Origin of the sequence: Methanosphaerula subterraneus (assembly GCF_052055875.1) — an archaeon.
In the GTDB taxonomy this organism is placed as follows: Archaea; Halobacteriota; Methanomicrobia; order Methanomicrobiales; family Methanospirillaceae; genus Methanosphaerula; species Methanosphaerula subterraneus.
On the sequence record NZ_CP170508.1, the window covers coordinates 1,184,534 to 1,209,027 of the forward strand.

The window sequence follows — 24,494 nt, forward strand, 5'->3', positions numbered from 1 at the left end:
TTATTCGAAAGGCTCGTCGATTTTGCCGGCGATATTCTCGACAATTACAAATCGATGCCTTGAAGATATCAGATGAGAGAATACCTCGCATAGCGATGGCGGTATGAAAGAGTGTCCGAACTGTGGGGCCGGCGTCAAAGACGAATGGGGGGCCTGCCCTAAGTGCACAATAAACCTGCAGGAGGCTGAGCGGGCCCTCGGTCGGGACTATTACATACCGCCCGATGATGGGAAGATCCATCCAATAGATCCCACGATCCCCCTTGGCACAGAGGGGGAGTGGACTCAGAGATCTATTGTGGTCAATGGTGAAACGAAATCAGTATTGTTCCATGACTCAGCCGGGCTTCCAACAGTTCACATTCCCTCGGATGAAGAAAGTAACCTGACAGAGGAAGAAATAGCATGGGTTCTCGACCCGGAAAGGTCGGACCTCCCCCCTTCACGTCCTTCAGCCGGCCCCCTTGCGATGCCGGCCACACGGGTAGTATATGAATCACCAGTGGCATCTACTTCTCGGACATATGTCACTCAGACAAGGGATCCCATAATGATTTCAAGCGACAAGGCTCCGATAGGCCTATGGTTCGCTCTTGGAATGATGCTCCCTGCTATTGGAGTCGTTGGAGGTAATGTGGCGGGCATCCTAGCATTAAACGATCTTGCGGTCTGGGGTCAAATCGCTACCGGCATTGGGATTTTGCTGATCTGGTTGACAATCTACGGAGACGCGAAGAGCCTTGGGGCGGGAAACGTGAAAAACGTAGGGAACTTTCTCACGAAGATTCCTCCAATTATCTGGTTGGTCGGGTCCTTAATTGGCTGGCCATTGGTCCCATTTATCTATCTATTCTCCCGAGACGACATTTGGCAGGCATATTTGAGGGGGAGAGATTTTGGGTATTAATTTTCTCATTGCTTGCTCAGAAGGTAGCCTTGCCGAAGTGATGTTAAAAAACAAAGGAGATGCAAAATGCCGACAAATGAAAGAAAGCATGAGTTTATTCTCGGGATCTTGATGGGGGTATAGGGGAATCTGGGGGTATCCTCATTGTTTAACATATTTGGTAACACTTCGATATGCGGAAACGTCATCCTCCTCCTGATCTCTATCTTCGGTTTCGCCTGGGTGGGTCTACGTTTGACTGCTGAAACCAGTTTGTAAACTGGCCGGGGTCGCACCATAGATATGGTCTCATAATATACTGAACAATCACGCGCGTCTCGTGAAAAAACCTCTTTTTTAGATCACGGATCCAACAATATTATACGCGGCATATTTAGAACAGAATGATAAAAACGCATCAATAAAAAATACTCACGGCTTTGTACCCTGAGCATCCAAGCCGTCGGAGGGATTTGAACCCTCGACCTGCTGATTACGAATCAGCCGCTATACCCCTAAGCCACGACGGCAGCTACCTCATAATATCCACATTCCAGCCTATTAAAAGTAATGACAGGGCCGGCCCCCCTCAGGCTCAGGCCCGCCGGCCGGCCGCCATCTCGCGCAGCCGTTCGGCCAGTGAGGCGACGGCCACCCGTGCCGGCGAGTCGTCCGGGACGGTGACCAGCGGGACCCCGGCCAGGTCGGCCGCCTCGATCGCAGGGTCCTCAGGGATGCAGGCGATCAGGGGGACCGGGCCGTCGTCAGTGCAGGGAGTCCCGGCCTTCACCCGGTTCTCCACCAGGTACATCCGGTCGGCAGGCAGACCGAGCGAGAGCGCGATCTCCCGGATCCGGGTGGCGGTCCGCATCCCGCGGGCGCCGGGGTCGGAGACGATCAGCAGCACGTCCGGGCTGCCGAGCGTCCCCCGGCTGATATGCTCCATCCCGGCCTCGGTGTCCATCAGCATGAACCGGTAGTCCTGCTGCAGGGACTCGATCGACTCGGTGAGGAGGTCGTTGCTGAAGCAGTAACACCCACTCCCCTCAGGCCTGCCCATCGCGAGCAGGTCGACCCCTTTTCCTTCGACCAGCACCTGCCTGAACCGAAACCTGACATACTGGTGTCGGGACATACCGGCAGGGATCGCCTTCGAGAAGGCCTCCTCCCGCATCGAGCCGAGCGTCTCGGTGACGGTCAGCCCGAGCGCCTCGTGCAGGTTCGCGTTCGGGTCGGCATCGACCGCCAGCAGCGGCCGCTCGCCGGCCCGGATCAGGCTGTCGACCAGCAGCGAGGAGACCGTGGTCTTCCCGGTCCCCCCCTTCCCCGAGAGGGCGATCATGAATGGTCTGGCCTTCGTGCTGGTGCCGGCGTTCTGCTCTGTAGTGATTGTTCTGTTGGGTACTGTCATCTCTGCCATCGTTCACGCATCCATCATCTTCCGCATCGTCCGTGAGATCGTCGCGGCAGCCTGCATGATCTCCCGGCTGCCGGCCTCGTCGGCGAACCGGATCCCGCAGCTCGGCGTGATCATCGACTGCCGGTCGAAGACCCCGACATCCATCAGGTCGGCGCAGGTCGTCCGGATCGCCAGGAACCGTTCGGTCAGCGACTCGACCGTCTCCTGCACAAAGACCCGCTGGTCTGCCGGGACGATCCCCCAGGCCACGACCCCGCCCTCCTCCATGTACCGGACCATCCGGTCCGAATAGAGGAGGAACTCGCGGGCATTGGCGTACGCGTCCAGCGACAGCACGGCCGGGTCCAGGTCCATCACAAAGTTCCAGTCGGTGTTCGAGCAGCAGTGGACCCCGAGCCCGCCGTCGAGCATCGAGGCGATGTCCTCCCACTGCGCCTGCACCGTGCCGGCGTCCACCGGCACCACCGAGGAGCCGAGCGAGGCGAGGTACGGCTCGTTCAGCACGACCAGCGTCTCTGGGGCGCCCATCGACCTGAGCTCCTGCTCGAACCAGCGGGCACGGAGCCCGAGCATCTTCCCGAGCAGGTCGGCGTAGGTCTCGTCGTACAGGATCGGCCGCTTCTGCTCGTCCACCACCTGCATGCCGAACGTGACCGGCCCGGTCACCTGGCACTTGACCATCGTCGTTCTGTCGAGCGGGTGCTGCTTCATCGCGTACAGGGCCGACACGTACTCCTCGCCGGCTCCATACGGTGCCGCGTTCCCCTCGACAAAGTCCATGTAGATCTGTTCCATCGCGGCGGTGTGGTCCCCCACCGTGTCGACGAAGAGCCTTCCTTCGGTGATCACCCGGCCGGGCAGCGGCCCTGAGTCGTTGAAGACGATCCCTTCGAGCAGCCCCCGGTTCGGGAGCACCGGGATGTAGGGCACCTCCGGGAACGCGGCCAGCACATCCCGGCAAGCCGTCTCCGGGTCCACGTGCGGCAGCGCACCGATCCCGGTCGCACTGCAGCGGGGAGAGGGGATATGAGAGGCCATCTCAGGCACCTCCGTTCAGCACATGGTGCGGATGGCTCAGCCGGCACCGGTCGAGGAGGGCCGAGACGTTCGGGAAGAGCGAGAGGTCGGTGTGCGGGAGGAAACTGCTCTGGGTGTACTCGTCCATGAACGACGGCTCTGCGTTCAACTCGATGTAGGCGATGTTCCGGGCGATCAGGTCGAGGGTCCGCCGCTGGTCGCGGTTGATCAGGGCGATGTTCGCACCCATCAGCGCCCCGTTCCCGATGTTCTTGATATGGTCGAGCGGGACCTCGGGGATCAGCCCGATCGTGATGGCGCTCTGCTTGTTCAGATAGTTCCCAAACCCTCCGGAGAAGTAGATCGTATCGATCTCCTCGTGCGTGATCCCGGCCACCTTCATCAGCGTCGAGCAGGCCCCGAGCACCGAGGCCTTGGACATGATCAGGTTCTTGATATCGTTCTGGGTGATCACGATGTCCTTCTCGGTGCCGGCCTCCTCCTTCCAGACCACCACGAACTCGGCATAGTACTCCCCCTTTCTGACCCGCGGGTTCTCGATCGTGGTATCGATCAGACCGTTCCGATCGATCACGCAGGCGGTGAGCAGTTCGGCCAGCAGGTCGATCAGCCCGGACCCGCAGATCCCTTTCGGCTTCACCTGGTTGATCGTCGAGTAGGTCGGCTTCAGCGTGTCGGGATCGATCGTGACCTTTTCGATGGCCCCGGGGTTGGCCCGCATCCCGAAGAGGACCTCCCCCCCTTCGAGCGCAGGGCCGGCAGCCCCGGCGCATGAGAACATCCATTCATTGTTCCCGAGCACCACCTCGAAGTTGGTGCCGATATCGATCATCAGCGAGATCTCCTCGCGCTCGCCCATCCTGCAGGCGAGCACGTCGGCGACGATATCCCCGCCGATATAGTCGCTGACGCCGGGGAAGACGAAGAGCCCGGCGTTCCTAGCGACCGAGATCCCGATCGACGCGGCCTCCGTGTTGATCGACCGGCGGACCACCGGGACGTAGGGCTCGGCGATCATGTAGGCCGGGTCGATCCCGAGGAACATATGCGTCATCACGGTGTTGCCGGCGACCATCACCTCGTAGATGTCGTCCCGGTCGATCCCGGCATTGTTGGCGGCGGCGGTCAGGGCTGCGTTGATACTCTCGGTCGCCAGCGTCTGCAGCCTGGAGAGACCGTTCTTTCGGGCGAAGTTCACCCTGGAGAGGATATCCTCCCCGCAGCTGATCTGCCGGTTGTAATTGGACGCGATCCCGACGACCTTGCCGTTGACCAGGTCCCAGATACAGGCCACGACCGTCGTCGACCCGAGGTCGACCGCAGCCGCATAGAGCCGGTCGGAGGTGTCCCCCTCCTCGAGGTCGATCAGCCAGAACCGGCCGGGCGGCATCAGGGCGACCGTCGCGGTCACATCCCAGTTCCCGTCCCGCAGGATCTGCGGCACCAGCCTGAGCGCCCCGAGCGGGACGAAGACCTGCTCGGTCTTGGGGCCGTGCACCTTCTCGAGTCCGTCCAGCAGACGGGTCAGGTCAGGGGACGGGTCCTCGAGCGTCGGCGGCGAGAGGGTCACATGGTACTTCATCACCGACGGCCGGAAGGCGGTCTGGAGGTCGAGCCCCTCGATCAGGATCTTCTGCTCCTGGATCAGCGAGCTCTCAGGGACCACGATCTCGAGATCCCCGTTCACAAACGCTTCACAGGCCAGCAGGGCCCCCCTCTCCTGTTCCCCCTTTGTGAAGAACCGGCTGTACTGCGAACGTTCGAACGCGACCCTCCCGCTCTTGCGGTAGACGATGCACTTGCCGCACTTGCCCTGGCCGCCGCAGACCACGTTCATGTTCAGCCCTGCCCGCTGGGCGGCTTCGAGGACCGAAGCACCGAACTCGACCTCAGCCTTCCGGTACGACGGAAGAAAGGTGACGACTGGCATCTACGCCTTCCACTCCTTCTCGAGGTACTCGCCGATCTCTGCTGCGTCCCGCGGCCCAACCAGCACCTTCCAGCCTGACGCATCCTCGATCGCTCCTGAGAGCGGGGAAGCATAACCCGGAATGATCACCTTCCTATGCGTGACCTGGGACTCGACATCGAACTTCTTGATCGAGTCGCGGACCAGCGTCTCGTTCAGTTTTCCTGCAGCGATGGCCGTCAGGACGGACTGCCCCTCGGTGTCGACGACCAGCATAAAGCAGGGCATCCGGGTCCCCTCCAGGTACCCCTGCAGGGTGAAGAAGGTCAGGGAGAAGTTCACAGTCATCAGCACCGGCGCATCCGTCCCCGGCGACCCGATGCGGTACAGCCCGGGGTTCATCTGGATCGGCTTCTGCGGATCGGTATAGATGTTCTGCCTGAGGGTCAGGGCAGCGAAGGTCTCGGCCTTCGAGAGCGGTGCGGTCACGATCACCCCGGCGTACTTCAGGATCCCGGCCACAATCGCGGCGTCAGGAGAACTGCTCTTGCAGGTATTGTAGAGCACCGGGTACCCGAGTTCAGGCACGGTCCGTGCGAGCGACTGCTGCCGGACCAGGGAGGAGGTGACGATGAATGCGCCGGGCGAGGCGGGTGCGAGGTCCAGCACCAGGTTCTCGACCCCGGCGGCGGTCACCTTGCCGACCAGGTCCTTCATCGCGGCCAGGTCGGGTGCACTGATGGCGAGCGGGCAGCCGTATTTCTTAGCTAGGGCGGCGAAGGCCTGGTAATTATCAGCGGTCGCCGAGGCGATCAGCGGCCGGAAACCTCCACACAGAACCAGTGCGGCCTCCAGGGCCACCGGGTCTGTTGTGATCAAGACCTCCGGCAGATCAGCGAGTTCTTCGATCACCGCGACGGCCCGGCCATACGCGGCGGGGTCCGCTGCGGTGTGGACGACCGCGATCCCGTTGATCACCAGGTCGGCGCCGACCCTGGTCAGTTTTTCGTCCCTGACCCGTTCGACGACCGCCCGGATCGAGGCCTCGTCCATCTCATCGGTGATCGAGAAGACGATCCCAGGCTGGTGATAGAAGGTCTTCTCATGCCGGTAGAAGACGGTCTCGTCCCCAATGGTGAAAGACCGTTCCCCGACCCCTACCTTCACCTTCCGGATGGGCGGCCGGGTCGAAGCCCCGAGCATGGACCGGGCTGTTTCATCCAGGTACGGGCAGAGGTCGAGGTCGGCCTTCCCTGATGCGAGCTTCATCGCAAAGGTCAGACAGGTCGGGACCCCGCACTCCTTGCAGTTCTTCTTTGGGAGCAGTTTGTAGATGTCGAGCGCCTTAAGTGCCATCTGCGTCCACCTCCTGACGGTTAGCCCAGAGCGTATCGAGCGCCTGCCTCAGCACCGGGACCGACCCCGGATGGCGGACACAGATGACCGCAGCCCCGGCTACCGCAGCGGCGAGGCCGGTGTAGACCTCCCAGCGGATCGCCATCTGGTCCTGGTCAGGCCCGGATGCGTCCCGGATCTCCTTGACATTCAGCGTGTCCCCTGCTGCACAGATCATCGGCATGGCCAAGTCCGTGTCCCCCTTCAGGGCAGCGTACCGGATCCGCTCCATCGCCGAGTACGAGTACTCGAACCCGTACCCGAGCGCCCCGGTGTACGGGTCGATCACGATCTGGTCAGCCGGCACCCCGACCTCGCGGAGGAGGATGTTCAGCTGTTTGGCAAGGTTGATATCGATCGGGGACTGGGCGATCATCGCATGGTGGTAGGTCAGGGCGGCGGCCGCCACCGATCGGTACCGGGTCGCCTCGGCGGTGCCGAGGAGGAGCCGTTCACCCTGGCCGGTCTCCCCGCACCGCTGGAAGACCTCGCTCTCGATCGCCGGCTCGCTCGGCCCTTCGATCGCCAGCGGCAGGCCGGTCGACGCAAGGACGTGCTCGACGGTCCGGTTTACGGATGGGAAGTCGTCGAACCCGCGTCGCCGGGTGCTGGTCAGCACCAGCCTGACCATGTCGGCCAGGTAGGTCTTCTCGGCGGCTGCCGCCCAGTCACCGGGATCGTCGACGAGATCGCCGACCGCGTTCTTCACCAGCGGGGACCAGATCGAGGGGTCGTCGCAGATCTCAAAGACGATCAGCGGCTGGTGTTCGCCGGGCCGCGGGGCACCGGTGTAGGGCAGCCCCAGGTCGCCCCCGATACGGTACGAGACCGTCCGGGTTCCTCCTTCACCGGCGGTCGCACCGAGGATGACCGTGCCGACCGCTCCGTCCCATTCAGATGATGTTGTATCTGTCATTTCAGGTACCGTCTCTTACAGTATCGAATCCATCGTCAGTGCCGGGTGATCGACGCTGGCAAGGAACTCAGTCAGTGCCTCGATGGTCACTGCATTCCGCTCGTCTGCAATCTTATCGAAGAGGTCGGCCTTCCCCATGGCTCCGAACTTCTCTTTCAGCCTGGATGCGAGCTCCTCCTTGAGCACCTGGGGCATCCAGACCAGCCGCTCGATACCCCCCTCTGTCTGAAGGAACCGATCGCTGAGGATGTAACTCTTGGATATCCCAGCAAACCCGGGGGTCTGAACCCCACCACCGATGGTGCCGGCCAGGGTCGAGAACGACATGCCGGACGGGGTCTCCCCTTTGTACTCCCGGTTCACAACCATGAACCCGTTCACCTCCGGCACCACCAGGGCGATCACCTCAAAGCAGCCGCAGGCGGTCATCGGGTACTCCATGAAGTTGTACAGCTGGCACCGTTCGATCGCCCCATGCGAGGCCTTCCGGACGAACCGGTTCACCCCTTCGAACTCTCCGCTCTCCGCACTGATCAGCCCCCCCTTCTCGACAGGCTGGTTGGCGCCGGCCGGCGAGATCTCAAAGGCGATCTTGCCGTCGAGCCAGGAGATCGCACCACAGAGCCCGGGTCGCTCGGGGGTGATGACGCAGACATGGTCGGGGGCAAAGGTCTGGCAGAGGGTGCATGAATAGAAGGTGTCGGCATCGTCGTCCTTCATCCCCTTGATCCGTGCGTCCCGCTCATCGTAAACCGCCTCGGCCTCCTTCTTCGCCTCCAGCACAAGCTCGGGGTCGGTGATCAGCGTCACCTGCACAGCATCGAGGAGGTCGGGGAAATCGATCCTGAACTTGCTGGCAAGGAGCTTGCCGATGTGCTCGACCCGGACACCGTTCTTCACGGCCTCCTTGGAGAGGCGCACCCAGATCAGGTCCCGTTGCGCCACATGCCAGGACCCCTCGCCATAGTTGACGAAGTTGTGGATCCGCCGCTCAAGCACCGGCTCGTACTCCTTCTTCATCGTCCTGCCGGCGACCTCGATCACGATCCCCAGGGGGGCGGCCGACCCCTCCGGGATCGTGTCGATCTCAGGGCCGATCACGGTCACCTTTCCGTCCTCGACCTCCGCCTCCGGACGGACACGGAGGAGTTCGAACGCAGGCGACCTCCCCCCGCCGAACTCGGCATACATCTCCTCCTTCCGGATGCTCTTCCCTTCAAATGCCGGCGAACAGCCCATCGGGATCGGGATCGCCGTGACGGTGACCCGGATCCCGAGCAGGTCCATCCCCTGCTTGACCGCCTCGGTGGGCGTTGGAGCCACCCATTCCCCGCCTTCGTACCCGCCGAGGCCGATGATCGGGATCCCGAGGATCCTGAGCGAATCGATACAGGCGATCTCCTGGTCGGTCAGGCCGGGAAACGCAAAGACGACGGCCTTGGCCCGTTCCTTGGCATACGTGAGCAGCCGGCCGGCATCGCCTGGTGCGACCCCCCCGAAGATCATCGCGACCCGGGCCACCAGGTCGGCGAAGTGGATGCCATGCGAGACCGACGGGCCGAGCGGGATCAGCCGGTAGTCGAGCCCGACCTTCACACCCGCCCCGGAGAGGGAACTGACCACATCCCCTGCCAGAAAGGTGAGCATGTACTTCTCCTGCAGTTCCCGGGCGATCGCTGCGGCCAGGTCCCCCCCCTGCGGGGTTCCGACGATCAGGGCGAGCCCGAGGATCGAACCGTCGACCAGCGAGTAGCCAAGTTTCCGGATCACCGCATCGGCGATGAACCCGATGTACGGCTCATCCAGCGGCCGGTTCATCGAGGCCTGCAGGCACTCCCAGGCGATCAGCGGATTCTTCCCGGATTTCTGATAGGCCTCCTCTGCCGAGGCGGCATCCTCAACCACGGTTCCGGTGACCGCGAATGAGATCGGGAGGTGATAGGCGGTCTCATCATAGCCGGGGATCGCAGTGATCCCTGCCATCGCCTGATCGAGCGCGGCCACGCCGCGGGGTAATGATTCCTGTATACTGGTCATGAAATCCTCCAAAAAGGTCTCGTTAGAAGATTCTAGGAACCCTCAGTATAAGAGATGATCGTACGGGTACCATATGGTACACAAAACCGGAGAAAGAGGGGTTTATCAGAGACTGATCTGATACAGTATCACTGATGTCTGACTCTAAGACAGCCCTCCGTCAAGCGGCGAAGATACAGCGGGCAACGCTCAACGAGGCGCAGATCAGCGACTACAGCAGAAGGATCCGGGACCACCTGATCCCGGTTCTCAAAGGGAAGGAGCCGGTGCTGGTCTATGCCTCCAAGTGCCCTGAGGTCGACACGCTGCCGCTCATCGAATGGCTGCTCGAAGAAGAGAAGACCGTGGTGGTGCCGATCATCCAGCGGGAGGACTGCTCGCTCCGCCTCTCCTACCTCTCCGACCCTGCCGTGCTGGTCCCTTCGACCTTCCAGGTCCCCGAACCGATCGGCCATGAGGTCCCTGCCGATCCCTCGGAGATACAGGTGGTGATCGTCCCGATGCTGGCCTTCGACGCCGCCGGGAACAGGCTCGGGTACGGCGCCGGCTACTATGACCGATTCCTTGCACGGCACCCGGGGCTGCTGACGATCGGGCTGGCCTTCTCCTGCCAGGAGTTCGACTCACTCCCTGCCGAGGAGAACGACATCCGCATGGACCGGATCGTCACAGAGCAGGGAGTCATCTGCTGCAGGGAGGATGCAGAATAAGATTGTTTTATATATGATATCATACTAACTTAAGGTAAATCATAGATTCAGGTGATGATAATAATGGCAGATAATGGTTATGTCAACGTCGTGGTAAAGGAGGCCGCACGGGATGATGCCGGCCGGGGTATCGCGCGTGTCTCGATGGACGTGATGAGGGCGCTCGGATTCGTCAGCGGGGATGTAATCGAGATCCAGGGCAAAAAGAAGGCGAACGCGATCGTCTGGCCCGGATTTCCCGAGGACACCGGCAGGGGGATCCTCCGGATCGACGGCAACATCAGGTCCAATGCTGGAACCGGTGTCGACGAGACGGTCAGGATCAGAAAGGTGCAGGCCTCGGTCGCGACCAGGGTGGTGATCCAGCCGACCCAGCCGATCAGGCTCGTCGGCGGCGAACAGTACCTGAGGAGGTTGTTGCATGGCCGGTCGGTGATGGAAGGGCAGAGTCTGCGGGTCGATGTGATCGGCAATCCCCTCACCTTTGTGATCGCAAAGGTCGCGCCGAAGGGGATCGCGGTCGTCACCGATGAGACCACCATCGAACTGAAGGAGACCCCGTATAAACCCGAGAAGGGGAAGGAGGAGGTGGCAAAGGCGGACATCCACTACGAGGATATCGGCGGGCTCGGCCGCGAGCTGCAGCAGGTCCGGGAGATGATCGAACTGCCGCTCCGCCACCCCGAGATCTTCGAGAAACTCGGGATCCAGCCGCCCAAGGGGGTGCTGCTGTACGGTCCGCCCGGCACCGGCAAGACGCTGATAGCCAAGGCTGTAGCCAACGAGGTGGACGCTCACTTCATCACCCTCTCTGGCCCGGAGATCATCTCCAAGTATTACGGTGAGAGCGAGGGGAACCTCCGCCAGGTCTTTGAAGAAGCCCAGCAGAACGCCCCGACGATCATCTTCATCGATGAGATCGATTCGATCGCCCCCAAGCGGGAGGACACCAAGGGTGAGGTCGAACGCCGGGTGGTGGCCCAGCTGCTCGCCCTGATGGACGGGCTGAAGGGGCGTGGCGAGGTGATCGTGATCGCGGCCACCAATCTCCCCGATGCACTCGACCCGGCACTCCGGCGGGGTGGCCGGTTCGACCGTGAGATCGAGATCGGGATTCCGGACCGGGGCGGCAGAGAGGACATCTTCAAGGTCCACACCAGGGGTGTCCCCCTCGCCGAGGACGTGAACTTGAAAGACCTCTCAGAGACGACACATGGATTCGTCGGTGCCGACATCGCATTACTGGTCAAGGAGGCCGCGATGCACGCCCTCCGGAAGGTGATCCCCAAGATCAAGGAGGACGAGGGGATCCCGGACGAGGTCCTCGACCAGCTGAAGGTGACCAATGCCGACTTCACCGAGGCGAGAAAGCACGTCGACCCGAGTGCGATGCGGGAGGTGCTGGTCGAGGTGCCTGATGTGAAGTGGGAGGACGTCGGCGGGCTCGAACAGGTGAAGAAGGATCTGACCGAGACGGTGGAGTGGCCGCTCAAGTATGCGGACGTCTTTGAGAAGCTCGAGACCCGGGCCCCGAAGGGGATCCTGATGTTCGGTCCGCCCGGCACCGGCAAGACGATGCTCGCCAAGGCGGTCGCCAACGAGAGCCAGTGCAACTTCATCTCGGTGAAGGGGCCCGAACTCCTCTCGAAGTGGGTCGGCGAGTCAGAGAAGGGGGTGCGGGACATCTTCAGAAAGGCCCGGCAGGCCGCCCCGTCGATCATCTTCTTCGACGAGATCGATGCCCTGGTGCCGGTCAGGGGATCGTACATGGGCTCCTCGCATGTGACCGAGAGCGTGGTCAGCCAGATCCTGACCGAGCTGGACGGGCTCGAGGAACTGAAGAACGTGGTCGTGCTGGCCGCCACCAACAGGCCCGACATGATCGACAAGGCGCTGATGCGGCCGGGACGGCTCGACCGGCACCTCTATGTCCCACCGCCGGACAGAGAGAGCAGGAAGAAGATCTTCGAGGTCTACCTGCGCCATGCCGAGGCGATCCTCTCCGGGGACGTGAAGATCGATGACCTGGTCGACAGGACCGAGGGATTCGTCGGGGCGGACATCGAGGCACTGGTCAGGGAGGCGAAGCTCTCGGCGATGCGTGAGTTCATCGGCGTGATGACCGGCAAGACCGAGCTGGAGCGGACCGAGGCGATCGTCAACGTCAGGATCACCGGAAAGCATTTTGAGGACGCACTCCTTAAGGTCAACGGATCCCTGGACCGCGATGCGATCGAGCAGTCAGAACGGCAGTCCTGGGAGATCCTCTTCAACCAGGACCAGAGGACGATCCTTGAGGATGCGGCTGCGGTCATCAAGCGTGCAGAACTCAAAGGGATCGGCACAACCGTAACCGAGAGCCAGAAGAGGGAGGTAGAGGACCTCAGAGCAGAGTTATACAGACAGACGAAGAACATCGGTCTGATCAAGGAGAGAACAGCACAGGTGAAGGAGCACCTTGACGGGACCGGGTGAGAACAGGACACCAGAATGAGCACGTCGCCATTGGACAGAGACGATGATGTCGAGCAGTTGATCAGGCAGCTGGTCACCCATACCCTCAAAAACCGGAGGGGACGGGTGCCGGTCGCATTCGGCTTCCGGGTTATCTATGCCCCTGCCGATTCAGCCCTCGAATCCCCTCCTGCAGGGGATATCATCGAAACAGAGCCAGAGGTCATGACCATCGATGACAAGGTGGTCGTGGTTGCCGAGTTGCCGGGTGTGAGTGCCGAGAATATCAGGATGGCCCTCTCAGGGCAGACTCTTCAGATCATAGCAGACCAGGAGCACCGCCACTACCGGTCAGAGGCCAGCCTCCCACGACTCCACCTGATCCCGATACAGACATCGTTCAAGCACGGGATCCTGGAGATCATGTTCGAGATGATGCCTGACGATGAACATCCACGTGAAGCACTGACCGACTGACTCCGACCTTTTTTTGTACGTTCCTTCTTTTCAGAATGACCCTCCACCCGGATTCTCTGATAACTCTCACGATAAACCGAGAAGGGTTAATTAGGTTAGAGAGAAAAACTGGGTCTGTATGTCAGAGACTGTCTTCGTGCCACTTGATGTGCCCAAGCGGGTTCGTCCCACCTATGTCAGGAACTATAAGACGATCACCCATAAGTCCGGACGGTTGATGCTCTTTGCAGGAGACCAGAAGGTCGAACATCTGAACGATGACTTTTACGGCGAGAAGATCCATCCCGATGACGCCGACCCCGAACACCTCTTCCGGATCGCATCGCTGGGAAAGATCGGGGTCTTTGCAACGCAGCTCGGGCTGATTGCACGCTATGGAGAAGATTATCCGGATGTCCCGTACCTCGTCAAGATCAACTCCAAGTCCCACCTGGTCAAACCAGAACAGAAGGACCCGATGAGCACGGCCCTCTATTCGGTCCAGCAGATCGTGGACTTCCGTGACCGGAGCGGGCTCAATATCACCTCTGTCGGATATACCCTCTACCTGGGCAGCGAGAAGGAACCGGAGATGCTCCGCCAGGCGGCCCAGATCGTCTACGAGGCCCACCAGCACGGCCTCGTCACCGTCCTCTGGATCTACCCCCGTGGAAAGGCGGTGAAGGACGAGAAGGATCCGCACCTGATCGCAGGAGCCGTTGGGGTCGCATCCGCCCTCGGCAGCGACTTCGTCAAGGTGAATGCACCAAAGAAGGAGGGTGCCGTCTCGGCGGAGCTGATGCAGGAGGCGACCAGGGCCGCAGGGAGGACAAAAGTGGTCTGTGCCGGCGGTTCGAGTGTTTCAATAGAGACCTTCCTCCAGCAGCTGTACGACCAGATCCACATCGGAGGGACGGCCGGGAACGCCACCGGCAGGAACATCCACCAGAAGTCGCTCGAGGAGGCGGTCAGGATGTGCAACGCCATCTACGCGGTGACGGTCGAGGACGTCCCTGTCGAGGAAGCGGTCAAGATCTGTAAAGGGACCAGCCCTGCTGCGTGAGAGAGAGAGAGAGCAGAACGGTGGGAGAAGAGATGATTACCCTTGAAGAGTATCTCGATGGCACCGGTGCCGAGCAGGGACTGAAAGAACTGGTCCTGCTGATCGCCGCCCAGGCCATCCCGATCAGAGAAGCGTTCCTGACCAACCAGACCTATGCCGGCACCACCAACCAGTCCGGGGAGGAGCAGGCCGCCATGGATACCTGGGCCGACCGGCACATCACCAGGGTGCTGCAGAGGTCGGGCCTGGTCAGAGAGGTCGCCTCAGAGGAGCAGGACGAGATCCTGAAGATCCCGGAGTCACAGGGGGAGTACGCCGTCGTGATGGACCCGCTCGACGGTTCGTCACTGATCCAGGTGAACCTGGCGGTCGGCACGATCGTCGGGATCTATGATCACGGCACCGTGATGCAGCCGGGCGAGAAGATGCGGGCCGCACTGTATATGCTCTACGGTCCGATGACCGTGCTGACCCTGACCGTCGGCGAGGGTGTTCAGATCTTTGCTCTCGACAGCCACGACCGGTACGTGCTCCTCGAAGCGGACGTGAAGATGCCGGAAGGGAACCTGTACGGATCAGGCGGGCTTCGGACGGTCTGGACCGAGAAGCACGCAAAGTTCATCGACGGCTGCGAGCAGGACGGGTACAAACTCAGGTACTCGGGCTCGTTCGTCGCAGACTTCCATCAGATCCTGAAGTACGGCGGGATCTACTGTTACCCGGCCGTGGTCGGCAAGGAGAAGGGCAAGCTCCGGCTGATGTTCGAGGCGAACCCGATCGGGTTCATCGCAACCCAGGCCGGAGGCGCGATCTGTAACGGCAGGGAGAACGTCCTGACGATCAACCCGGAGAAACCCCACCAGAAGACACCCCTCTATGTCGGTTCGAAGGGGCTGATCGAGAAGGTGAAGGGTACGCTCTGCACCTGAAACCTCCGGGAGGAGAGCAGATCACTACAATCACCATGGCCGCACAGGCGATCGGCGGGTACCCGGGGCATGCCCGGGTTCATCCGAAGGTGCTCGAGCGGACTGCACGGATGGTGAAGGAGCAGGTGAAGGCAGGGGCGATCACCGATGCAGGGATCGTCCACTGCGGGGACCTGCTCGGGCTGATCCTGACCGGAGTACAGGTGCCGGGGGATCTGATCGACCGGACCTTCGCAGCCGGCCAGAACGAGGCGACCGAGCTGCACCTCTGCCCCACAGAGGGCAGTACCCTGACCATCGAACTCACGCTCACCGAGCGGGAGCATGAACCGGTGCTGGTGCTGATGACAGACGCAGGGAGAACAGTGGCCCAGATCCTGTACCGGGTCTTCGCGGACCCGCTCCTGACGGCACGGCTGGTCAGCGATCCGTCCCTTCGAGAAGGGTTCGTCTTTGAACTGACCATGCAGTCAGGGGTACAGCACCGCTCTGCAACCCCGGAGGAGGCCTACCCGCTCCTCGGGTACCTCGCAGACGAGGAGGTGAAGGCGATCCGGGTGCTCCGGCGGGACGGCACGGTCGCAGCGGTGGCCGGCATGGATCGGACGGGGGGGACGATCCTCATCAGAACAGAGGGCTGTTTCCCGTCGGTCGGGGAGGTGCTCGCTCCCTTCCTCTCCCCCCACCTGATGGCAGGGATGGCACTGATGCCGGTCAGCATCTGTGACGCCCACACCACGGCACCGGCCGGCCCATCACGGATCACGGCGTTCGGATTCGCACTGAACAGGGGCAGGCTGATCGGCCCGGCAGACCTCTTCGACGACCCTGCCTTCGATCCGGCCAGGCAGGCGGCTGTTCTGACGGCCGAACACCGCCGGACATCAGGGCCGTTTCGGCCCTGATCGTCACCCTGGGACCGGACCCCGGATCATCAGTGCCGGCTACCGGCCTTCTTTTAAAAAATCATTGATCAGCGCATAGGCGATGCTCGTCGGCCCGGGCAGTCGCGGCAGACGATCCCGGCCGAACCAGGCCGCAGCCTCGATCTCCCGATTATCGATGGCGATCTGGCCGCCGGCATACTCGGCCGTGAACCCGATCATCAACGAGTTGGGGAACGGCCAGGGCTGCGACCCCCAGTACTGCACGGACCTGATCCTGACCCCGACCTCCTCCTGCACCTCCCGGTGGACGGCGTGCTCGATCGTCTCCCCTGGTTCGACAAAGCCGGCGATCACACTGTACATCCCTTCGGGAAACCGGGGGGACCGTGCGAGCAGGCACCGATCGTTGTCCCTGATCAGCACAATTATCGCCGGAGAGAGGCGCGGGTACTCGATCTGCCCGCAGACCGGACAGACCATCGACAGTTCGTGGTCGGCGAGGGCAGTGGCCGCCCCGCACCTGCCGCAGAAACGGCGGGTCGCCAGAAACTCCGTGACCTGGACCGCCCTGCCTGCGATCCCGAGCGACTCCTCGTCCACGTGATTGAAGAGTTCACGGAGCCCGACAAAACGGGTGCCCGGCTGGGCGGGGGTCCCGGGATCTGCAACCACATAACAGGGCCGATCGTCCACCCAGCCGATTCCGACCACAGGGTCGGTGGCAGGGATCTGCCGGGACGCAAACGGGAAGAAGATCGAGTGCCGATCGTCCACCAGCACCTGACCCTCATGCACGATCACCAGGAGCGCCCCGGCCTCCGGAACCCTGGAGGGTGACAGGTACCCGAGCTGCAGCGACCTCACCGCATAGTGCGGCTGAAAGACGGTATCCTCAGATCTCAAGGATACTATCACTCACGGTTCGCGCAGGTCTCTTTTCAGGCATGACTTCCAGGATCGATTCAAAGAGGGAATCGATCTTCTCATTGGTGATCAGCGAGCGGAGCGCTTCCAGTTCGGCGGTGCTCATCACCATCACGCCCTTCCTCTTCATCGGCAGACCCTGCTCGTTGACCGGATTCAGTTCAAGGGCGAGCGAGGCGGGGCGCGTCCGGGTCTTTGGCAGTTTGATGATCGACAGCCCTGCAACAGAGGTCTGTTTGCGTTCCCAGTCTTCCCCGTTCTCAAGGAACGTCCGCAGTGTATCAACGATCTCCATGATGCTGATATTGATCGTGATCCTAAAAGGATATTTGTCGCGAAAGAATTTTTATCCCTGCAACGATGATAGTAACCAGATGGACGCACCGCTGCTGGACCTGATCACCGGGCTCGCTGCCTTTGGGATCTTTGTCGTTCTGATCGTCGGGTTACCGCTGGTCATGCCCCATGCCATTGCATATCTGGTCGCGATCATCGGATTTCTGATCGTGATGAGTGGGGCAGGGTATGTGATCAACGATAAGATCGCCTGATATCTCCAACTCAACTCACTCTTTCTTTCGCCGGTAATATCCGAGCGGGCTGCTCACCTTCGAGCAGAGCGCATTCTTTCCGACACAGATCCCGTTCGTCTGCATCGTCGCACACGACGGCGGCGAGTACTCGGTACCCCCCCCGCCGGCGATATGCCCGACCTGGTACATTGTGGTCTGCAGGTCGAAGTCAGGGGCCCGGCAGTACAGCTCGACGATCTGGGTCGAGGACATCCCGATCGTGTGTAGAAATGCGGTCATCGCAAACCTCCCCGGATGGGTCAGGTTCTTTCCTTCGGTCACGGCGGCGATCAGAGTGCTGATGCAGGGCGGGTACCGTCCCTCGTCGATCGGCCCGAGGTCCCGCAGCATCTGCTGCTGGTAGGTGGCGTTCAACTGCTCGGTGACCGGACGGACCTGTTCACAGACCGAGGGCGGAACCTGGAGCGGGAGCTGTCTGAGCAGCACCACGCGGATCCGTTCGGCCAGCAGTTCATCGATCTCACGCTGTTCCCCGGTCTTCCCCTTCCGGAGGAGCACCGACCCGTGGAGCACCGAGCGGTTCACCAGCCGCCACCGTTCGTCCCGGAGTGGGGCGACCAGGTCCACATAGGCCACCAGCGGCATCTGGGCGTCATTGAGGTCCATGCCGAGGCTCTCTGCGACGTAGGCCTTCTTATCGAGATCTTCGTCGGCCAGGAACTGGGCGGCGCGCCGTGCCTCGTACCTCGCCAGCCGGTCGATCAGCGTCCGGTCCTTCATACAGGAGACCAGCACCCGTGCGAGCCCATAACTGAAGATCTCAAGTTTCACATTGACATCGTCTGCAGGGGCCTCGGGACGTTTCTCCTCCCCACTCCGGGCTTTGCGAAAGGTAATGGCCCGGTTCACCCGGTCAGCGGCTTTTCCCAGCGCCAGCCTTCCCAGGTTGCCGGCGAGGAACTGGTCGAGGGACTCCGACTGCGTCCCGACATACTGCTGTGATTCTTTTAAAAAGGGGTATCGTGCAAGGTCCTTGATATCGAGCCGGACCTGCATATCAGTCTGCCTCGATACGGGGGGCGAGCAGGTACATCACGTGCCCTTTGCCGTCCGCAATATCGAAGGTGAACTCCACGGGGTGGTCGATGCCGAGGCTGATCTCGACCTTCTCGGCCTTGCTCATCGTCTTGCCCATGTCTTTCAGATAGTCGAGCGAGAAGAGTGAGCGGGCCTGCACCGGCACCAGGGAGATCAGCTTGTCGTCCCCGAGTTCGAGCCGGATATGATCGGTGTCCCCCTCGGCCTCCATGTAGAAGATCCCCTTTTCAGGGTCGATCCCGAGTGCAATCTTGTCCGATACCACGGAGGCAGCCTTGATCGCAGCACTGAGCGCCGCTCCTGAGATCACCACCTTGCCGGGCAGTTCGATCGTCGGAGCGTTCGGGTCCTTACGTATGGTATTGGTATCGAGCAGGGTGATCGAGTACTGGTAACTCTGGAAACTGACCTCCAGTTTCCTGCTCTCCTCTGCAAGCGCAAGGTGAACCTGGTCGCCCTTGCCCATCATCGAGAGGACATTCTTGATCTTCACAATATCGATGCCCATCTCGCTGGAGGTGGCCTGATATGACTCGAAGACATCCTTCTCCAGCTCGAGCGAGATCATCGCAACATTCGCCGTGTCGACAGTCCTGGTCCGCAGTCCCTGCTCTGTGGCATGCAGGCGGCATTCGGTCACCAGCGCTGCGATCGCATCCACCGACTCTCTGAAGACGTCTGCATCTATAGTAGCATCCAACATCATGAACTCCTTAACAAACTCTATTATAAACTATATAATCATAGTTTTAATAATATCGGAGAAAATATTGTGGTTAACGCAACATTTCAGACCGATCAGGCAATGCGCGAGCATTTTATGGCCGGGTCTGAGTGAGATGTGTATCAAAAACGAAGACATCGTTCAGATTGAAATTTGTCCCGTCGGATACATGATAAACGAAGATGCGGTGCATCTTCGATCTCGTGTTGCGCTCGCCTCTATTGAAGAAGGCCACTACAATAATTTCTGGCCTTTGACAATACCTCCGTTCTGTATCCACTCTGTAGAATATGCAGGGTTTGAGGTCAGTCCATATGGGTTCACAGTGGGGAAAAGACAAAGTCTATCGAAGAGCGATGAACGAGGGGTTCCGGTCCAGGGCAGCATACAAACTCCAGGAGATCCAGGAACGGTTCTCGATCATCAGAGAGGATGACAATATCGTCGACCTCGGGGCTGCACCGGGGTCCTGGCTGCAGGTCGAGCGGACGATGACCGAGGGGAAGGTGCTGGGGGTGGACCTCAACCCGATTCCGCCGATAGATGGAGTCATCACGGTCGTCGGGGATCTGACCTCACCTGAGGTTCAGCAGCAGGTGAAGGACCTGGTCGGGGTCGTGAACGTGGTCCTCTGTGATGCCTCTCCGAAGCTGAGCGGGCATAAGTGCTACGACCAGGCCCGGGCGATCGGTCTTGGAGAGGACGCGCTGATGTTCGCCGTCAGGACCATGAAGCAGGGCGGCAACATGGCGATGAAGTCCTTCCAGGGAGAGATGTTCCATGAACTCCTTGAAGAGGTCAAAAAACACTTCTACGTAGTAAAAACCTTCCATACCAAATCGACCAGGCGCGGGTCGACAGAGATCTATATCGTTGCAAAGAACTTTATCGGGAGTTCAGGAGATGTTGAGGGACACATTCAATAGACCGGTCACGAACCTTCGGGTCAGCCTGACCCAGGCCTGCAATCTGAACTGCATCTACTGTCATGCAGAGGGGGAGGTGAACCCCTCGGTCCAGCTCTCTGCAGAGGAGATCGAGGAGATCATCAGGGTTGCAACCGAATTTGGGGTCAGAAACGTGAAGTTCACCGGAGGGGAGCCACTCCTTCGGGAGGACCTGGCCTCGATCATCCAGGCAGTACCTCCAGGGGTCGAGACCTCGATCACCACCAATGCGACGCTGCTGGCCGACAAAGCCTACGACCTCCACGATGCCGGCCTCTCCCGGGCGAACATCAGCCTTGATTCGATGATCCCGGAGCGCTACAAGCAGATCACCGGAAAGGACTGTCTCTCGGACGTCTTCGCAGGCATCGAGGCCGCTGTCGACGCCGGGCTGACCCCGGTGAAGTTGAACATGGTCGTGCTCGAAAATATCAACGAGGATGAGATCGACTCGTTCATCGACTTCGTCAGGGGAGACAAGAACCTGATCCTGCAGCTGATCGAACTGATGGAGTTCCGGAACTGCCAGTACCATGGGGACGTGAAAGGGCTCGAGGAACTGATCGCAGGGAAGGCCGACGAAGTGGTCACCCGGCGGATGCACCACCGGAAGAAGTACCTGATCGACGGTGCAGAGGTCGAGGTGGTGCGGCCGCTCCATAATACCGAGTTCTGTTCGTTCTGCAACCGCCTCCGCCTGACCTCGGACGGGAAGCTGAAACCCTGTCTGCTCAGAAACGACAACCTGGTCGACATCAGAGGACTGCATGGCGAAGAGCTTCGGAAGCGGTTCGCTGAAGCGGTGATGCTGCGGGAACCCTACTTCAAGTGACCAGAAGAAAAGAAGAACTTTTTTATTTTTTTAACGTCTTTGTAAAAATTAGGGGATGGAATTTTGGTATCAGCGGCCTCCTGCACCGCCGCCGCCAAAACCGCCGCCACCGCCGAATCCACCGCCGCCAAAACCGCCGAGTCCTCCGCCTGAACCCTGGCTCGGGGGTGCAAAGAAGATGATCGGTGCAAAGGCCATATTCAGATGGAACGGGGCGATATCGTCGTCAGGGATCGAGATCTTCAGTTCCTGCATCGCCGCCGCAACACGGTCGCCGACACCGAGCGCCGTCCCATAGACCAGCCACTCCCCCCACATCGAGAGGTCCGCCGGCGAGTACTGCTTGATCAGCGCGAGGTCGGAGAGGAAGTGCCTGAATGCATCCCATTCCAGTTTCTCCTTGTAGGCATCCCCCTTCCAGGTCCCGAAGAGGGTCACCGGCATGACCAGCGCAATGCCGGCCTGCGCCAGCACGACCAGCCAAAGGACGAGCGGCAGCACCATCAGCGACCGCCCCTGCGGGAGCAGGTACATCACGGCAACGATCACCGCGGCCAGCACCGCGGCCACCAGGGCCAGCGGGAGGAGGTGCATCTTTCCATCAGCGACGTACCGGTTCAGCGTCCGGGCATCGGCATAGGTGGTGATACTGGTCAGCTCGGTCTGGAACTTCACCACCGTTCCGGCCATGGTCGTGTCCTTCTTCGCCTGCTCAGCCATCGTGGCGATGCGGCCGGTATCGACCACGCCGTCGACCCCGACAAAGTTCAGATAGTTTAGCACCCGCTGCTCGTAGTTGTCGTCGGAGGTGCTCTGCAGCACTTCGATCTTCACCCCACCGTCACCGCCGGCCTTCGCATCCGGGTGCTCGGTGATATGCACCATCTTTCTCCGGTGGAGGTCGAGCAGGGTCGCATAGAACCCGTTCTGGTCGAACGAACCTGCATTCTTGTTGAAGAGGAGGTTCACCGCCCAGGGCTTGATCGAATTGTTCGGCGTCGTGCTCAGGTACTCAGGGACGGTGAAGACCTTCTCCTGCCCGAACCTGCGGTAGATCAGCAGCAACAGCAGCGGCATCAGGAGCACCATCGCCCCGCCAGCCACCTTCAGCACGAGCGAGAGCGTATACGGAACACTGTACCAGAAACTGCCACTCGCAGCCTTCCCAGACACGTCCGCGACCTCCGAGGGGAACCCGGCCACCGTGGAGAGGGCGTCGCGGTTCAGCAGGAGTTCGACGGCGATCGTCTCGTCCTTGCCCGCCGATCCGGCGAGGGTGATCGTCGACCCTGACCGCGACTCTTTGAGTCCGGGCGGATAGGCATACAGGTGCTGGACCTGGTCTGACGGAAGCGTGATCGCCACGTTCCGGTACGGGATGTGCAGGCGTGCGAGCTTCAGATTGATATGCACCGCCGATGCGTCGTACTCCACCGGCGACATCACCGAGTAGACGTACCTGACCGTATAGGTCCCGGCCGGAAAATACTGGGGATTGAAGATCCCGACCTCGTTCTTCTCTGCAAGCGAGGCGATCGGTCCGCTTCCGGGTGCCGACGGGATCACCGCTCCAGTGTCCGGGTCATACAGGGTCACCGTGCCGGAGGCGTCCCTGACATACCCGGTCAGCCCTGCCGGCCCCTTCATCTCCAGAAACTGGATATGCGACGTATCAGTGCGAACGGTGGTCAACTGATCGTCAAAGTTCCGATAGAGCATCCGGTACTCGTCCGAGGTTTTGACCTGATAGGTATACTCCTCGACAAGTGTCCCATTGGGAGAATAGAATGCATTGTACTGGTCGACGACCAGGTCTCCCTCGGTCATCTGAGGGAGATATGTCGCGATCCCGATGGCGGCACACCCGATTAGAAGGGTGACCACCAGGAGGACCGCGAGCTGCCGTGTTTCACTCACTAAAAGCCCCGTCTAGAACTCGATCTTCGGTGCCTTCTCGATGGCCTCTTCGAACTGCAGGTACTCGAGTTTCTGCATCCCGATCATCCGTGCGACAATGTTGGAGGGGATCGTATCGGTCATCGTATTCAGTTGCTGGGCGATGTTGTTGTAGGTGTACCGCTGCCTGGCGATCTCATCCTCGACCCCTTTGATCGCTCCCATCAGTTCCTGCACCGTTGTCGACGTCTTCAGGTCCGGATAGTTCTCTGCGACCGCGTACAGGCTGCCGAGCAGGGAACGGGACTGCTGCTCGATCGCGTTCAGTTCGCCGGGTGTGGCCTTCATGACGCTGGCCCGGAGACCCGTCACCTTCTCGAGGGTGTCCTTCTCAAACGCCGCATAGCTCTTCACAGAACCGAGCAGCTGCTCGATCATGTCGAGCCGTTTCTTCATCGCGACCCTGATCTGTCCAAGTGTCGCTTCGGCCGAGTTCTTCAGATTGAAGAACTTGTTATAGATCCCGATCACGTACAGGACAAGCCCGACGATGATCAGGAGAATGACTGCAATGATAATAATTGAGATGATATCCACGGTAATTCACCTAGATCTATTGAGTGCGACGTCAGTATTTAAGGGATCTCCCTCTGGTTTATCAGAGCGATGCGGCCGCTTCCAGACCCGGACAGATAAATGACTTATGTGAACAGGTGATAGATTACTACTGATATGAAGACCAGGCCGGCATACAGAATGATCCTGGTGCTTGTCCTTGTCGGTGTGGTGGCGGCCCTGAGTGGGTGCACTGCACTGCAGGGCGCCACCTCACAGAACGGAAATCTCTCCCAGAGTTCAGCGATTCGCGACATTTCACCCCAGGAGGCCAGTGCCCTGATACAGCAGAACATCAACAGCGACCAGTTGGTGATCCTCGATGTCAGGACACAGTCCGAGTTCCAGACCGAACATCTCAACGGGGCGATCAACCGTGATGTCAATGCCGGGATCTTCCGCGATCAGATGGGCAAAACGATGGATAAGTCGAAGATCTACCTGGTCTACTGCCAGAGTGGAACCAGGAGTACCACGGCAGCAAAGATCATGCAGGACCTCGGCTATACCCAGATCTATAATATGAAGGGCGGCATTGGAAAGTGGAAGGATGCCGGCTACTCGACGGTGGTCGGGTAGTACCATACCTTTTTTATACATTTTTCAGGTGAGTACAATCAGCTGGATCTGTTGAGAGATCCCGTATACACCCTTCTTTCTGACGTCGACCTGGACCGGCAGGTGTCATGACATGCCGGTATGACAGCACTGGACGAGGGCTCCATCACCTTTTAGGAGAGCGATCGTATCCACGGTTCCGGGGCCGACCAGGGATCGAGCCTCCCCTTCTTCCCCTCATGCATGGGCTGCCCCGGCATAGTTCCA

Annotated in this window: 23 protein-coding genes and 1 tRNA gene; 11 read left to right on the plus strand and 13 right to left on the minus strand. The window is 60.4% G+C overall.

Going from position 1 to position 24,494, the window contains the following annotated elements; genetic code table 11:
- The first annotated feature begins 103 nt into the window (after nt 1–103).
- Nucleotides 104–907 carry a zinc ribbon domain-containing protein gene (locus tag ACFKSJ_RS05565; protein ID WP_440951267.1) on the plus strand — a complete coding sequence of 268 codons (804 nt, stop codon included), beginning with the start codon at nt 104–106 and terminating at the stop codon, nt 905–907.
- Between the two features lie 437 nt (nt 908–1,344).
- On the opposite strand, the gene ACFKSJ_RS05570 is transcribed toward ACFKSJ_RS05565, so the two are convergent.
- The 7 genes from ACFKSJ_RS05570 to acsB form a co-directional block, all read right to left on the minus strand.
- Nucleotides 1,345–1,416: transfer RNA gene (locus ACFKSJ_RS05570), tRNA-Thr, on the minus strand.
- Between the two features lie 65 nt (nt 1,417–1,481).
- The gene (locus ACFKSJ_RS05575; RefSeq protein ID WP_440951268.1) at nt 1,482–2,306 is read right to left on the minus strand and encodes an AAA family ATPase; all 825 of its coding nucleotides are present in this window, start codon (nt 2,304–2,306) and stop codon (nt 1,482–1,484) included.
- Between the two features lie 3 nt (nt 2,307–2,309).
- On the minus strand, nt 2,310–3,344 hold the full coding sequence (locus ACFKSJ_RS05580) for a hypothetical protein (RefSeq protein WP_440951269.1): 1,035 nt from the start codon (nt 3,342–3,344) through the stop codon (nt 2,310–2,312).
- A 1-nt stretch (nt 3,345) separates the two neighbouring features.
- Nucleotides 3,346–5,274 (minus strand): ASKHA domain-containing protein, encoded by a 1,929-nt coding sequence (locus tag ACFKSJ_RS05585; RefSeq protein ID WP_440951270.1) that lies wholly within the window; start codon nt 5,272–5,274, stop codon nt 3,346–3,348.
- Nucleotides 5,275–6,609 (minus strand): acetyl-CoA decarbonylase/synthase complex subunit gamma, encoded by a 1,335-nt coding sequence (gene acsC, locus ACFKSJ_RS05590; RefSeq protein WP_440951271.1) that lies wholly within the window; start codon nt 6,607–6,609, stop codon nt 5,275–5,277.
- Entirely contained in the window at nt 6,599–7,564 is a 966-nt protein-coding gene (locus ACFKSJ_RS05595; RefSeq protein ID WP_440951272.1) for an acetyl-CoA decarbonylase/synthase complex subunit delta, read from the minus strand. The genes acsC and ACFKSJ_RS05595 overlap by 11 nt, the downstream gene beginning before the upstream one ends.
- A 15-nt stretch (nt 7,565–7,579) precedes the next feature.
- A complete protein-coding gene (acsB, locus tag ACFKSJ_RS05600) occupies nt 7,580–9,601 on the minus strand; it encodes an acetyl-CoA decarbonylase/synthase complex subunit alpha/beta (RefSeq protein ID WP_440951273.1) in 2,022 nt (673 codons plus the stop codon).
- Nucleotides 9,602–9,735: 134 nt separating this feature from the next.
- Between acsB and ACFKSJ_RS05605 the strand changes: the two genes are divergently transcribed.
- The 6 genes from ACFKSJ_RS05605 (at nt 9,736) to ACFKSJ_RS05630 (ending at nt 16,118) form a co-directional block, all read left to right on the plus strand.
- Nucleotides 9,736–10,311, plus strand: coding sequence for a 5-formyltetrahydrofolate cyclo-ligase (locus ACFKSJ_RS05605; protein ID WP_440951274.1), 576 nt, complete (start codon nt 9,736–9,738; stop codon nt 10,309–10,311).
- A gap of 63 nt (nt 10,312–10,374) precedes the next feature.
- On the plus strand, nt 10,375–12,786 hold the full coding sequence (locus tag ACFKSJ_RS05610; RefSeq protein ID WP_440951275.1) for a CDC48 family AAA ATPase: 2,412 nt from the start codon (nt 10,375–10,377) through the stop codon (nt 12,784–12,786).
- A 15-nt stretch (nt 12,787–12,801) separates the two neighbouring features.
- Nucleotides 12,802–13,242 carry an Hsp20/alpha crystallin family protein gene (locus ACFKSJ_RS05615; protein ID WP_440951276.1) on the plus strand — a complete coding sequence of 147 codons (441 nt, stop codon included), beginning with the start codon at nt 12,802–12,804 and terminating at the stop codon, nt 13,240–13,242.
- A gap of 118 nt (nt 13,243–13,360) precedes the next feature.
- Nucleotides 13,361–14,284 carry an aldolase gene (locus ACFKSJ_RS05620; protein ID WP_440951277.1) on the plus strand — a complete coding sequence of 308 codons (924 nt, stop codon included), beginning with the start codon at nt 13,361–13,363 and terminating at the stop codon, nt 14,282–14,284.
- 32 nt (nt 14,285–14,316) lie between these two features.
- A complete protein-coding gene (locus ACFKSJ_RS05625; RefSeq protein ID WP_440951278.1) occupies nt 14,317–15,213 on the plus strand; it encodes a class 1 fructose-bisphosphatase in 897 nt (298 codons plus the stop codon).
- Between the two features lie 35 nt (nt 15,214–15,248).
- Nucleotides 15,249–16,118: a fructose 1,6-bisphosphatase gene (locus ACFKSJ_RS05630; protein ID WP_440951279.1), complete on the plus strand. Its 870-nt coding sequence runs from the start codon at nt 15,249–15,251 to the stop codon at nt 16,116–16,118.
- A gap of 39 nt (nt 16,119–16,157) precedes the next feature.
- Here ACFKSJ_RS05630 and nudC read toward each other — a convergent pair whose 3' ends face one another.
- Together nudC and ACFKSJ_RS05640 are read right to left on the minus strand one after the other, a co-directional pair.
- The gene (nudC, locus tag ACFKSJ_RS05635) at nt 16,158–17,003 is read right to left on the minus strand and encodes an NAD(+) diphosphatase (protein ID WP_440951280.1); all 846 of its coding nucleotides are present in this window, start codon (nt 17,001–17,003) and stop codon (nt 16,158–16,160) included.
- Nucleotides 16,993–17,319: a hypothetical protein gene (locus ACFKSJ_RS05640; protein ID WP_440951281.1), complete on the minus strand. Its 327-nt coding sequence runs from the start codon at nt 17,317–17,319 to the stop codon at nt 16,993–16,995. The genes nudC and ACFKSJ_RS05640 overlap by 11 nt, the downstream gene beginning before the upstream one ends.
- A gap of 79 nt (nt 17,320–17,398) precedes the next feature.
- Between ACFKSJ_RS05640 and ACFKSJ_RS05645 the strand changes: the two genes are divergently transcribed.
- The gene (locus tag ACFKSJ_RS05645; RefSeq protein WP_440951282.1) at nt 17,399–17,575 is read left to right on the plus strand and encodes a hypothetical protein; all 177 of its coding nucleotides are present in this window, start codon (nt 17,399–17,401) and stop codon (nt 17,573–17,575) included.
- Nucleotides 17,576–17,590: 15 nt separating this feature from the next.
- Here the strand turns inward: ACFKSJ_RS05645 and priL are convergent, their stop codons facing one another.
- Together priL and ACFKSJ_RS05655 are read right to left on the minus strand one after the other, a co-directional pair.
- Nucleotides 17,591–18,613 (minus strand): DNA primase regulatory subunit PriL, encoded by a 1,023-nt coding sequence (gene priL / locus ACFKSJ_RS05650; protein WP_440951283.1) that lies wholly within the window; start codon nt 18,611–18,613, stop codon nt 17,591–17,593.
- A 1-nt stretch (nt 18,614) separates the two neighbouring features.
- Nucleotides 18,615–19,358 (minus strand): DNA polymerase sliding clamp, encoded by a 744-nt coding sequence (locus ACFKSJ_RS05655; protein ID WP_440951284.1) that lies wholly within the window; start codon nt 19,356–19,358, stop codon nt 18,615–18,617.
- Nucleotides 19,359–19,693: 335 nt separating this feature from the next.
- Between ACFKSJ_RS05655 and ACFKSJ_RS05660 the strand changes: the two genes are divergently transcribed.
- Nucleotides 19,694–20,305 (plus strand): RlmE family RNA methyltransferase, encoded by a 612-nt coding sequence (locus ACFKSJ_RS05660; protein ID WP_440951285.1) that lies wholly within the window; start codon nt 19,694–19,696, stop codon nt 20,303–20,305.
- Complete coding sequence (gene moaA / locus ACFKSJ_RS05665) at nt 20,283–21,158, plus strand: GTP 3',8-cyclase MoaA (protein WP_440951286.1); 876 nt, start codon at nt 20,283–20,285, stop codon at nt 21,156–21,158. Before ACFKSJ_RS05660 ends, moaA begins: the two co-directional genes overlap by 23 nt.
- A gap of 69 nt (nt 21,159–21,227) precedes the next feature.
- Here the strand turns inward: moaA and ACFKSJ_RS05670 are convergent, their stop codons facing one another.
- Nucleotides 21,228–23,075, minus strand: coding sequence for a DUF2207 family protein (locus ACFKSJ_RS05670; RefSeq protein WP_440951287.1), 1,848 nt, complete (start codon nt 23,073–23,075; stop codon nt 21,228–21,230).
- 12 nt (nt 23,076–23,087) lie between these two features.
- Nucleotides 23,088–23,651, minus strand: a complete 564-nt coding sequence (locus ACFKSJ_RS05675) for a LemA family protein (protein ID WP_440951288.1) — start codon at nt 23,649–23,651, stop codon at nt 23,088–23,090.
- Between the two features lie 135 nt (nt 23,652–23,786).
- Between ACFKSJ_RS05675 and ACFKSJ_RS05680 the strand changes: the two genes are divergently transcribed.
- Nucleotides 23,787–24,248, plus strand: a complete 462-nt coding sequence (locus ACFKSJ_RS05680) for a rhodanese-like domain-containing protein (protein WP_440951289.1) — start codon at nt 23,787–23,789, stop codon at nt 24,246–24,248.
- Nucleotides 24,249–24,494: the final 246 nt, after the last annotated feature.

What these genes read in the sequence shown, in the direction of transcription:
- ACFKSJ_RS05565 (WP_440951267.1), top strand. Translation starts at nt 104, where the DNA reads ATGAAAGAGTGTCCGAACTGTGGGGCCGGCGTCAAAGACGAATGGGGG.
- ACFKSJ_RS05575 (WP_440951268.1), bottom strand. Translation starts at nt 2,306, where the DNA reads ATGGCAGAGATGACAGTACCCAACAGAACAATCACTACAGAGCAGAAC.
- ACFKSJ_RS05580 (WP_440951269.1), bottom strand. Translation starts at nt 3,344, where the DNA reads ATGGCCTCTCATATCCCCTCTCCCCGCTGCAGTGCGACCGGGATCGGT.
- ACFKSJ_RS05585 (WP_440951270.1), bottom strand. Translation starts at nt 5,274, where the DNA reads ATGCCAGTCGTCACCTTTCTTCCGTCGTACCGGAAGGCTGAGGTCGAG.
- acsC (WP_440951271.1), bottom strand. Translation starts at nt 6,609, where the DNA reads ATGGCACTTAAGGCGCTCGACATCTACAAACTGCTCCCAAAGAAGAAC.
- ACFKSJ_RS05595 (WP_440951272.1), bottom strand. Translation starts at nt 7,564, where the DNA reads ATGACAGATACAACATCATCTGAATGGGACGGAGCGGTCGGCACGGTC.
- acsB (WP_440951273.1), bottom strand. Translation starts at nt 9,601, where the DNA reads ATGACCAGTATACAGGAATCATTACCCCGCGGCGTGGCCGCGCTCGAT.
- ACFKSJ_RS05605 (WP_440951274.1), top strand. Translation starts at nt 9,736, where the DNA reads ATGTCTGACTCTAAGACAGCCCTCCGTCAAGCGGCGAAGATACAGCGG.
- ACFKSJ_RS05610 (WP_440951275.1), top strand. Translation starts at nt 10,375, where the DNA reads ATGGCAGATAATGGTTATGTCAACGTCGTGGTAAAGGAGGCCGCACGG.
- ACFKSJ_RS05615 (WP_440951276.1), top strand. Translation starts at nt 12,802, where the DNA reads ATGAGCACGTCGCCATTGGACAGAGACGATGATGTCGAGCAGTTGATC.
- ACFKSJ_RS05620 (WP_440951277.1), top strand. Translation starts at nt 13,361, where the DNA reads ATGTCAGAGACTGTCTTCGTGCCACTTGATGTGCCCAAGCGGGTTCGT.
- ACFKSJ_RS05625 (WP_440951278.1), top strand. Translation starts at nt 14,317, where the DNA reads ATGATTACCCTTGAAGAGTATCTCGATGGCACCGGTGCCGAGCAGGGA.
- ACFKSJ_RS05630 (WP_440951279.1), top strand. Translation starts at nt 15,249, where the DNA reads ATGGCCGCACAGGCGATCGGCGGGTACCCGGGGCATGCCCGGGTTCAT.
- ACFKSJ_RS05640 (WP_440951281.1), bottom strand. Translation starts at nt 17,319, where the DNA reads ATGGAGATCGTTGATACACTGCGGACGTTCCTTGAGAACGGGGAAGAC.
- ACFKSJ_RS05645 (WP_440951282.1), top strand. Translation starts at nt 17,399, where the DNA reads ATGGACGCACCGCTGCTGGACCTGATCACCGGGCTCGCTGCCTTTGGG.
- priL (WP_440951283.1), bottom strand. Translation starts at nt 18,613, where the DNA reads ATGCAGGTCCGGCTCGATATCAAGGACCTTGCACGATACCCCTTTTTA.
- ACFKSJ_RS05655 (WP_440951284.1), bottom strand. Translation starts at nt 19,358, where the DNA reads ATGTTGGATGCTACTATAGATGCAGACGTCTTCAGAGAGTCGGTGGAT.
- ACFKSJ_RS05660 (WP_440951285.1), top strand. Translation starts at nt 19,694, where the DNA reads ATGGGTTCACAGTGGGGAAAAGACAAAGTCTATCGAAGAGCGATGAAC.
- moaA (WP_440951286.1), top strand. Translation starts at nt 20,283, where the DNA reads ATGTTGAGGGACACATTCAATAGACCGGTCACGAACCTTCGGGTCAGC.
- ACFKSJ_RS05680 (WP_440951289.1), top strand. Translation starts at nt 23,787, where the DNA reads ATGAAGACCAGGCCGGCATACAGAATGATCCTGGTGCTTGTCCTTGTC.